A 1,546-nucleotide genomic window follows, 5' to 3' on the forward strand; every position below is an offset into this window, starting at 1 on the left:
TCCTGAGCCAGGATCAAACTCTCGATTAAATGGTTTATTTAATCCCAAGTTAACCTTGGCTCTTAAATTCGAAATTATTTATCAATAAAAAAATTGATTGGTTTAAATCGTTCTTTTCACTTTTATTCAGTTTTGCTTGCCATCTGTCTTTCCAGATGACTTATCCATTCTACCATTTATTTTTTACTTTGTCAAGGGTTTTTTTAAAGTTTTTTAAAAAATTTTAAAGTTTTTTGTAAATATTTTTACTTTTTATTTACAATCCGCCCCATGTAGTTGTCAAGTAAATTGCTTTACACAAATTTTTTATTCGTCTACATACTTCAATTGCTTTTTCTTTTTTCATGTGCTATAATTTTCTTGGTGATTATATGAAATTTATTGATTTAAACTCTATGAGTGATGAAGAAAGAATCCCTTATATAAAGGAAGTCTTTTCAGGTAAATACACTGAGGCATCAAAAAAGCATCCTGATATCCTTAGTCTTATTAAATTAAATAACAATTCAAGGCCAAACCCATTAAATGAGATTGCTCTTGAAGGTGTTTGGGGACTGAATTTGATTCTTAAGTACAATAAGAAGCTTAATTACTTGGTCATCTGTCCTGAGTACATAAAAACTGCTGAGGCGCAAAGCCTTGTTGCTGAAGCGTTTGAAAGAGATGCCAAGCTTTATTTCGTCTCTAAGAAAACTTTTGACTACTTAAGTGAGGAGAAGAACCCTCAAGGCATAATCACGGTCTTCTTTATGAATGAAGGCAGCTTCAAATCCATTGACCCAGCTAAGCCTCTTGTTGTGCTTGACGGTCTTGAGATTCATGGCAATATCGGCACTATACTTAGAACGCTTGATGCGCTTGCCATCTATGATGTTGTCTTTATCAATAGAAAGGTCAGAATCAATCACCCGAAACTTGTTCGCTCCTCTCTGGGTAGCTTTCTTAATATGAATATTATTGATACTAGTTTCGATGAACTTTATTCTTATCTAATGGATAATGGCTATACCATTTACTTAACTGATACTGATGCCAAGGACATTTACATGGATACTGAATATAATGACAAGGCTTGTTTTGTGATTGGTAGCGAAAAATATGGCATATCGCTTCCTTGGTACGAAAAGCAATATGAGATGATTAAGATACCGATGAATGGTGACTGTGACAGCTTAAATGTATCGATTGCTACGTCAATAATTCTCTATGATTACATGATGCGTTATAAAAGATAAATTATCGTATAAAAAAAGACGATAGAGTTTAATTATCTATCATCTCTTGCGTTTCTATTTAATTATTTAGCTCGACAAACTGGGATTTGTTTTAGTTATCTCCCATTTTCTTTAATTCCATATGTAATACACAAGCAAATACTATCTCAATAATACATGCCGCAACAGCAACCGTTGTGCCGTTAAATGCACATCCTAAAATCAAAGAAATCATCGGAATGGAAATTGCAGCAACTGTATATCCCTTTGATTGATACAACCATGAATAGGGAAATAAATGTGCTCCAAACACCATAGCGTATACCATAATC

Annotated in this window: 2 protein-coding genes; one reads left to right on the plus strand and one right to left on the minus strand. The window is 33.3% G+C overall.

Features of this window, described 5'->3' with window-relative positions; genetic code table 11:
- Window positions 1–371 precede the first annotated feature (371 nt).
- Window positions 372–1,235 (plus strand): TrmH family RNA methyltransferase, encoded by an 864-nt coding sequence (locus tag AC2UOP_RS07285; protein WP_480020974.1) that lies wholly within the window; start codon window positions 372–374, stop codon window positions 1,233–1,235.
- A 91-nt stretch (window positions 1,236–1,326) separates the two neighbouring features.
- Here AC2UOP_RS07285 and AC2UOP_RS07290 read toward each other — a convergent pair.
- Window positions 1,327–1,546: DUF7010 family protein (locus tag AC2UOP_RS07290; RefSeq protein WP_484833030.1), on the minus strand; the 220-nt coding region annotated here is incomplete at its 5' end.

The sequence above is a fragment of the Fenollaria sp. genome, from assembly GCF_057222035.1.

Bases quoted from the DNA above. Each gene is read 5' to 3' on its own strand.
- AC2UOP_RS07285 (WP_480020974.1), top strand. From the start codon at position 372: ATGAAATTTATTGATTTAAACTCTATGAGTGATGAAGAAAGAATCCCT.